Here is an 8,716-nt window from a genome sequence, read left to right on the forward strand (position 1 = left end):
CGCGTGACCAGCGCGAAAGACAACGATATCTATGCCTGGCAGGATTCCTCCGGGTTATACCGTGTGGTGTTCGATGCGGACGAGGAGGGCAAGGATCGCGGTGTTGAAAGTATGCCCGTTCGTCTTGCTAAACCTTACGGTGGGGATATGTATGGCTTCCATTTCCCGCTGATACAGGGGACGGAGGTGGCCATAGCGTTTCGTGAGGGAGATCCTGACCAGCCCTATATTGCTCATGCGCTGCATGATTCGCGTCATGTTGATCACGTTACTGAGAAAAACAGTACCCGCAACGTTATCCGCACGGCAGGGCTGAACAAACTGCGCATGGAGGATAAGCGGGGTGAAGAGCATATCAAGCTCAGCACGGAGTATGGGGGTAAGACGCAGCTGAATTTGGGGCACAACGTTAATGCTAAAAGAGTACTACGGGGACAAGGGGCAGAATTAAGAACTGACGACTGGGTCAGTGTTCGTGGTGGCAAGGGCATTCTGCTATCGGCTGAAGTTCAGCCAGATGTCAGTAATAAAATGCTGGAGATGGATGGCGCGATTGAACAGCTGGAACAAGCGCTGACATTGGCAAGAAGCCTGCAAACTGCTGCCAAACAAGCCAAAACTGTGCCTGCTGATATTGATGGTCATCGAGGTCTAAATAAATCATTGAGCTATCTCAAAATGCCCGGCCTGGTGGCTCACGCTCCAGCTGGAGTGGGAATAGTTAGCCCTGAAGCCATACGTATTGCATCTGGTGAGAAAAGTATTGGATTGATGTCGGGAAAAAACACTGACATTTGCGCCGGACAGGCATTTACGGTTACCGCTTCTGAATCGGTCAGCCTTTTTGCTGCAGGCTCAGGGATGCAGTTCTTCGCTGGTTCAGGAGAACTGGATATTCAGTCACTGGGTGGTGGATTGAAAGCTGGCGCTAAGGATGATGTAAGTATAAGCAGTGGAGAAGGTAGCATTACTCTCAGTGCGCATAGCGAGCTTATACTTAAGAGTGGAAGTGCCTATATAAAATTGAATAACGGAAATGTAGAAATAGGGTGCCCGGGTAATATTTTTCTAAAAGCAACCAACGTTGATCAGACAGGACCTGGCTCGCTGGATAGTGAGCCAATCACGTTCCCTAAAGGTTACTCTGGTACTTTTACCCTCAAAGACCCCGAATCGGGAGTAATAAAACCTTATACGAACTATAAAATCACGACTGCAGAAGGCGAAGTTCTAAATGGGATTTCTGATTCATCAGGAAAAACCAGCCACCTTTATTCTGCAATGCCAGGTGAAATGAATATTGAGTTTCCAGATACTCAACAAGAAGAAGGGCCGGGGCAGTGGATTACCGTTGAGCACGATTACCATGGGTTAAAAAATACGGCAATAATGGCAATTAATCGATTAACTTCTATGGGAGATGAAGGGCGTATATTTGGCTCTGAAGGTAAAGACTTCATGAATACCAAGCGAGATAAAATACAGGAGTGGCACCCACTCCCTTCTGACGTGACTGAATTAGTTATGAATAACTCGGCAATTCACCGTTATGGTGAACGACGGAAGATTACGCAAACATTCCTCGAAGGGGATGATAACTGGGCGACAGGAGGAAAATCATGGCACTGGCAACCCATTATTGCTGACGATGTATTAGAGGAAAGAAAATGAGGTTGAAAACCAGAATTATTCTGTATTTTTGGGCAGCATTCGATCTGTTCTATGTCATCCGATTTATCTGGCTTAACCTCTCTCAAGGCCGAATTCCATTAATGGATGATATTATATCCTTTAAAGAATTATTTGCTGAGCAGGGATTTCATATCGTCATTTTATTTTCGTTATCCTTGTTGCTGAATATATCAATTATACTTTCTGCCATATTGCTTGTATTAGGGTGGCGCCATGTGAATAAAGTTGTTTATGGACAGACATTAATGCGATTGATGTTTATTGTTCCTTCACTTTCAGTTCTGCCTTGGGCGTTAAAATATGCATCAATAACAAGTGGCACAATCCTTTTTATCGTGACAATCTTCTCCGAAATACTGAAAGTTAGTTCAATTTACCTGTCTAAAAAATAGCTAGGATGTGCGTTAGGAAACTTAAAAGGAAGAAAGGATAGGTTATGGGAAATAATTCATTAGTCACTTCGGTTACTCATACCAATGTCGATGTTGTGGTGGGTAAGCAAAAGCCCTATTGGGTTGAAATTCAACTGGTTGATGAGCAAGGTGAACCGGTCCCGAATATGCCCTGGAAAGCCGAGAGTTCTCATCCGGTTTCTGGTATAGCACAAGAGTTTATTTATTCTGGCCATAGTGATGCAGAAGGGCTCATCAGGATAGATATGCGGCATGGGCTAGAGATTCTGTTTACGATTGAATCCATGCCATTAGTTAAAGAAATGGAAAAGCGTCCGTTACGAGTCAGTAGAGATGCGTTGCAGGATTCTCTTGTTCGAGCAGGTGCTGAACTGAATGGATTTATATGGCATTACGCAGTCGTTGGAGAGTTATGTAAGAGTGACCCTAACCTAAAATTAAGGCAGGGAGAAATGCTTCCCGCGTTCCATTTTCCTGCAAAAACGGCCTTTAAAGGGCTCAAGCTCCGCACAAATGAACTGGAAAAGCGACATGTCATTGAAATTTGTCCTTTCAGAGCGTGGGAGCTTGTTGTGCATCATCAAAAGGACTACTCCATTGCAAATAGTATCAACCTCGGGGCAGCAGCGACGCTTGCTTATGCAAATGATAGTACTCTGGACACAGTCTCAATTACGCGTTTTTTTATTAACCAGTGCCAGGATCTTTCCCGTTTACCTCAGCTTTATAAAGATGGCTCGGCATGGAATACGCTGGTACAGGATGTTCCCTTTAGTAAACGATATTATCCCCCGGTATTTATGGATACCTCACGGGATACATCGCCTAAGGTAGACAAGAAGAGTCCGCATGAAACAGTACAGGCAGAGGACGATACTGCAGCATTGAAGGCAGACGGTGATACGCAGCTTTATTATGTTTATAACGCAGATAAAGTGATCGTTGCCTGGCGCGGAACGGCCAGTTTGTTTGATGTGGGGACGGATCTTGCATTCAGACCAGTAAATTCTGACGTTTGTGGTATAGATAAAACGCAATGTACTAGCTTACTACCTGCTGGAAAAGTACATACTGGGTTCTTGGGTGGTTATAATCGAGTGGAGAAAATATTTAAAAAAGAACTTGAAGATTTATTCGATAAATTGGTAGGTCGAAAACTATTTATTTCTGGCCATAGTTTAGGTGGGGCGTTGGCTCTAATTCATTCAGCGAAATTGAAGCGTTTTAATCCAATACTTTACACCTATGGTATGCCGCGAACCTTTACCCGCGATGCCGTAATGCAATTGTCGGAGATCACTCATTTTCGCCATGTCAATGATAACGACCCGATTCCTGCGGTTCCGGCAGAAGCTAACCTCGATAATGAGCTATACAAACTCTGGGGAATATTTGGCGGAACTCTGGGTTTTTTCTGGTCAGTGGGTGAACTTCTCGCTTACCAGATGGTTGCTTGGGGAGACTGCTTCTGGCACCACGGCAATACGGTGGCCTTTCTCACAGCCACCCAGAGTCGGGAATGGAATGAGTGTAAGAGGGACCTGCCAAAGCCGGCAGGGTGTATTACCATCAGAAAATCACTTCCCTTTAAAGCTAAACTTTACTTGGCGCCTTCGCTAGCAGAGCAGAAGATGCAGCAGGCTGGTCAGAAACAAAAAGAGTTTATAGCGTCATTAACATCGTCGGATTTAACTGACTTTTTTCCCAAAGGAAGCAATCCGGACAGAGGCGTTAATTTAAATATATTTGATCACTTTATGACATCCTATATGCCCTATATGTATAACAAGGTGTTAGAGCTGATTGATAGTGCCGGAATTGTGGAAAAGCGCACCTTTACTGAGCATCGGTATAATGTTGATTTGTTCAAAGAGCAGATGGAGCAAAATAAAAATGACATGCCGGAGAAAGAGTTAGCAAGGAATAATATCTTTCTGAATATAGAAGGGCTGCTTAGCGTATCACTTTCCCCTACGTTGTCTATGCCGTCTGGTAACGATACGCTTTTGAGGTTTGCTCAATACGGAGAAGAGGTGATGGAAAATGTATAATCAGTCAAAAATTATTCTGCTTTCCCTTATGTTGTTTACTGTAGCAGGTTGTAGCATGAGTCGGGCCGTAAATAGAACGTTATCTCCGCCGGCCGATACAAAATGGGTCAATGTTGAAGTAAAAAATCCGTCTCAATATACGAAACCGTTCCCGCTTGAGGTCAGATACATTTCGTATGAATGCAAGAAAAAAAGAATCAGTGGGTTTGATGGTTCAGTGATCACAGAACCCAGCTATAACGTTATTGGGATCCCTATGCAGCAAGAGAGCGGGGATATCTGGAAAGCAAAAGTTGCTATGACTGGCGGAGGCCCGTGTAAATGGACGTTGAGTGCGCTCAATTTAGGTATTGAGTATATAGACGCGACACATCTTGATAAGGATCTTGTTCTTGGTACTGCGGTAGGCGTGTCTCTAGCTTTTGATAATGATGCATCGCGCAATGGACAGTTTGATATTTTATTTGGTAGCAAACCTATCTTCTCATCGACCTATTACCCATTAATTAAAACTAACAAAATGATTCGTAATAAAGATTCTCTAAATATATTTGGTGAAAATGATTTTTTACAAAAACAAATAGTTAGTTTAAATAGCTCTGTAACTGTTAAATTCATGCCGATTTTAGACGAGTCAAAAATAGTAAGAATAATTGCGCCAAAAGAGCATAAAGTTGGTGTGTTTTATAAAATCATTTACCCTGATGGTACTGTCGTATCTGATGGCTCGACTCATCCTGATATAAGGAGAATGGAAAAATAAGAGATGTCTAATCAATTAAAAGTTATTCTGTTTTCCCTTGTGTTGTTTACTGTGGTGGGTTGCAGCATGAGTCGGGCCGTAAATAAAACGTTATCTCCACCGGCCGATACAAAATGGGTCAATGTTGAAGTAAAAAATCCGTTTCAATATACGAAACCGTTCCCGCTTGAGGTCAGGTACATCTCGTATGAATGCAAGAAAAAAAGAATCAGCGGGTTTGATGGTTCAGTGATTACAGAACCCAGCTATAACGTTATTGGGATCCCTATGCAACAAGAAAGTGGAGATATCTGGAAAGCAAAAGTTGCTATGACTGGCGGAGGCCCGTGTAAATGGACGTTGAGTGCGCTCAATTTAGGTATCGAATATATCGACGCAACACATCTTGGCACAGATCTTGTACCAGGTGCGGCGGTAGGGGTATCGCTTGCTTTTGATAATGATGCTTCTCGTAATGGACAATATAGAACTGCACACGGAGATTTGAAGATATCGCCAAAATATTATCCTTATATAATAAAGTGGAGGTTAATTCGTAACAGAAATGATTTGACTCTTTTAGGTAACCATGACTTTTTATTATATCGTGTTGTCGATGCAAGTAATGTCATATTTGAGCCATTGATAGATGAGGATAAAATCACTCAATATATTGAGCCAGTAAAAAAAATAAAAGGCAATCACTCAAGGATAATATATCCAGATGGCACTATTATTTCCGACGGTACAGTATTTCCTGATTTTGACAAGGTTGATAAAATGAATCTTGGTAAATGATGGCAAGATATTGTGTTTAAGATGTGTCGGGTGAATTAAAATTACGCTTACACACCAGCACTATGCTCTTGCAACTTGCTTAATACGGAGAAGAGGTTATGGAAAATCCCTAGTAAATCAAAGATTATTCTGCTTGTCATTTTGTTGCTTACTGCGGCGGGTTGCAGCATAAGTCGGGCCGTAAATAGAACGTTATCTCCGCCGGCCGATACAAAATGGTTAAATGTTGAAGTAAAAAATCCGTCTCAATATACGAAACCGTTCCCGCTTGAGGTCAGGTACATCTCGTATGAATGCAAGAAAAAAAGAATCAGTGGGTTTGATGGTTCAGTGATTACAGAACCCAGCTATAACGTTATTGGGATCCCTATGCAGCAAGAGAGCGGGGATAGATATCTGGAAAGCAAAGGTTGCTATGACAGGCGGTGGCTCGTGTAAATGGACGTTGAGTGCGGTCAATTTAGGTATCGAGTATATCGACGCAACACATCTTGGCAAAGATCTTGTACCCGGTACGGCGGTAGGTGTGACGCTTGCTTTTGATAATGATGCTTCTCGGAATGGCCAATTCACTTTATCTACAGGCGACTTAAATGTTACGTCTAAATATTATCCATATATTCGAGAGCGGAAAATAGCAGAGAAAACAAAATCACTTTCCTTGTTTGGGAAAAATAATTTCCTTTATTACAGAGTATCCAAACTTAGCAGCATTTATTTTTATCCTGAAATTGATGAGGTTAAAGTTGTTAGGTATATAGAACCAGAGGATAAAATAGATGGTGTGTATTCCAAGATAATCTATCCGGACGGAAGTGTTGCTCCTGAAAGAACTCTCTTCCCTGATTTTGATAAAGTCGAAAGAATGAAATTAAAATAGTCGAGTTGGAAGGAGAACTCATTTTATTTTTCTTAAGTTATGAATTTTTTCAATTCACATGATCTTATGAATCTATTGGTGTGATTTTAAAAGGAATGAGCTAATGAAAAGAGGGGTAGTAGTTATTGGTGATAAAACCACTCACGGGGGGAAAGTCATATGCGCCTCTGCGAAATACGCGGTCAATGGTAAGTCTGTAGCCCTGGTCGGAGATAAAATAAGCTGTCCTATTCCTGGTCATGGAACCAATCTTATCGTTGAAGGTGCACCAAACCGAATGATAAATGGCGTTGCTGTCGTTATTGATGGTTGCAAATGTCAGTGCGGATGCCAGGTTTTATCCAGTGTATCAAACAGTACGGTGGGTTAGTTAGCCATGGGCTGGGAAAGGAAAAAAGCAATCATAGCAGAATTATCCCCCGCGCCTAATATAGCTGGGTGGATAGTTTCTGGCATGTTAACGTTAGTTTCGGCGGTTTTAATCTTTATTCTCCATGCTTCCGGTTCGGTTAAACCTCTCTCTGAATTAAACATCTGGTATATCTCATTAGGATTGCCACTTAGCTGGTGCATGATATTTTGTTTCCGCTACTGGTTTAGGCAGAGAGAGTTAGATAATCATCATTTCTTGCAGAAGGAGGCTGAACATGCACAACAGCAATGGGAATTATGGGCGCAGCGATCTATCTCTGTTTTAGGCAGTTGCGTTCTTTTGCCTGATGGCATTACAGCTTCTGCTCTTCTTGATGCACCACCCGGCGCCATTCCTTCCAGAGGAGGACTGACGAGGCGGATTGAAGGTATTCAGTCACCCTTAAAATCCTGTCTGATGGGCGTACAATCAACTCTGAAAGTATTGCCTCCTGGGTTATCACTTCGGGTCACTCTCTTAACTGATGGTGATTCCGTCCAATCAGGAACTGCGTTATCTGAAGTATGGGGTGATGTCTTTCCAAATCAGGTAGCGCCTGTCGATATTGTGGTATCAGAACTAATTTCGATGGAGCACCTCGAAGAGCGCCTCAGGTTGCCTGATCTGACAGTCGATCTGATAATCATAATGCAATTGCATGGAGAGGCTGAGTATTCGGATGGCTTAGCGGCTCTGCTGCTTACCAGTGACGACGTTGCTGATAAATATCAATTGTACCATTCAGCCCGATTGCTGCGTCCCATGCCGTTAGACATGCCGAATTTCGAGCAGGACATTACCCTGTTTCTGGAAACGCAAACTGCCGCCTGTGGCTCATCGCGCGTTATAGAAGACTTGCTAGATTGGGAAAAAATCACAGCACCATTGACCACAGCAGGACAAAAGTTTGGTGCCTTATGGCAACCGACTCAAAAATTGAATATTGAGCGGGTCATTGGCAAACCGGGTCAGGCAGCTCCTTGGCTCCTCATCGCACTAGCAGCGGATATGGTCAGCTTACGTAAAGAGTCACTGCTGACACTTCTATCTGACGGAACTGAGTGTTACATCAGTACTCTCACCACAGGACGTGAATATGAAAAGACCGGATAACTTTATTTTCGGCCGCCTCGGGAAAATTGGGCTGGCTATTGCTGGCATTGTTTTAATCTGGCTAATAATTTACAAGTTCGGCAACTATGCAGGTATCTATACAACAAACAACAGGCTGCTGACACTATTGATAATCTGCTGTGGCATTGCTTTTCTTTGTTATCTGCCACTCATGGCGAAAGGTGTTAAGCTGGCGTACCACCGCCATTTCTCAAAAGAAATCAATGTTCTGCCTTCAAATGAATCCAGATTAGTTAAAGTTTTACCCCGCCATAACACAGTCGATGAATTAAAACTGACTCTTCGCCGCCAATACGGCTTTCGATGGAAGCGCAAAGTTCGAATTTTGCTTATTACTGGTAGCGTGGCTGATGTCGAAGGCCTGACACCGGGCCTGACCAATCAATTCTGGCAGGAGGACAGTGGCACGCTGTTGTTGTGGGGCGGCGATCCCAATTCTCAAACTGACGAAAACTGGCTGATTGCTTTGAAGCGCCTGCGTCGCCGTCCTGCAGACGCGATAATATGGGTGACTTCTGCAACTGACCAGCTTACCGACATTGCCGGGTTGCCCACTGCTGCGCGACCTTCCAGTGCCGCGATGGACGCCACCGC

7 protein-coding genes and 1 pseudogene are annotated in these 8,716 nt (G+C 43.3%); all 8 read left to right on the plus strand.

The genetic code is table 11. The features are described from left to right. Positions 1 to 1,671, plus strand: a 1,671-nt coding sequence (locus VH86_RS15785) for a type VI secretion system Vgr family protein (RefSeq protein ID WP_156150598.1), incomplete at its 5' end; no start/stop codon positions are given. Positions 1,672 to 2,128: 457 nt separating this feature from the next. Next, positions 2,129 to 4,156 (plus strand): lipase family protein, encoded by a 2,028-nt coding sequence (locus VH86_RS15795; protein ID WP_045833489.1) that lies wholly within the window; start codon positions 2,129 to 2,131, stop codon positions 4,154 to 4,156. After that, positions 4,149 to 4,919: a hypothetical protein gene (locus VH86_RS15800; RefSeq protein WP_045833490.1), complete on the plus strand. Its 771-nt coding sequence runs from the start codon at positions 4,149 to 4,151 to the stop codon at positions 4,917 to 4,919. The genes VH86_RS15795 and VH86_RS15800 overlap by 8 nt, the downstream gene beginning before the upstream one ends. A gap of 3 nt (positions 4,920 to 4,922) precedes the next feature. After that, complete coding sequence (locus tag VH86_RS15805; RefSeq protein WP_045833491.1) at positions 4,923 to 5,696, plus strand: hypothetical protein; 774 nt, start codon at positions 4,923 to 4,925, stop codon at positions 5,694 to 5,696. Between the two features lie 415 nt (positions 5,697 to 6,111). Next, entirely contained in the window at positions 6,112 to 6,576 is a 465-nt protein-coding gene (locus VH86_RS26150) for a hypothetical protein (protein ID WP_231647239.1), read from the plus strand. Between the two features lie 103 nt (positions 6,577 to 6,679). Then, positions 6,680 to 6,946, plus strand: coding sequence for a PAAR domain-containing protein (locus VH86_RS25170; protein ID WP_072050619.1), 267 nt, complete (start codon positions 6,680 to 6,682; stop codon positions 6,944 to 6,946). Positions 6,947 to 7,030: 84 nt separating this feature from the next. Then, the gene (locus tag VH86_RS15815; RefSeq protein ID WP_231647241.1) at positions 7,031 to 8,101 is read left to right on the plus strand and encodes a type VI secretion protein; all 1,071 of its coding nucleotides are present in this window, start codon (positions 7,031 to 7,033) and stop codon (positions 8,099 to 8,101) included. Next, a pseudogene (locus tag VH86_RS15820) lies at positions 8,085 to 8,716 on the plus strand (type VI secretion protein VasK); the annotation flags it as partial. The gene VH86_RS15815 and the pseudogene VH86_RS15820, both read left to right, overlap by 17 nt.

The sequence above is a fragment of the Pantoea sp. BL1 genome (assembly GCF_000963985.1).
GTDB lineage: Bacteria > Pseudomonadota > Gammaproteobacteria > Enterobacterales > Enterobacteriaceae > Pantoea > Pantoea rwandensis_B.

Excerpts from the sequence above, each read along its gene's own strand:
- VH86_RS15795 (WP_045833489.1), top strand. The coding sequence starts at position 2,129 with ATGGGAAATAATTCATTAGTCACTTCGGTTACTCATACCAATGTCGAT.
- VH86_RS25170 (WP_072050619.1), top strand. The coding sequence starts at position 6,680 with ATGAAAAGAGGGGTAGTAGTTATTGGTGATAAAACCACTCACGGGGGG.
- VH86_RS26150 (WP_231647239.1), top strand. The coding sequence starts at position 6,112 with ATGACAGGCGGTGGCTCGTGTAAATGGACGTTGAGTGCGGTCAATTTA.
- VH86_RS15815 (WP_231647241.1), top strand. The coding sequence starts at position 7,031 with ATGTTAACGTTAGTTTCGGCGGTTTTAATCTTTATTCTCCATGCTTCC.
- VH86_RS15800 (WP_045833490.1), top strand. The coding sequence starts at position 4,149 with ATGTATAATCAGTCAAAAATTATTCTGCTTTCCCTTATGTTGTTTACT.
- VH86_RS15805 (WP_045833491.1), top strand. The coding sequence starts at position 4,923 with ATGTCTAATCAATTAAAAGTTATTCTGTTTTCCCTTGTGTTGTTTACT.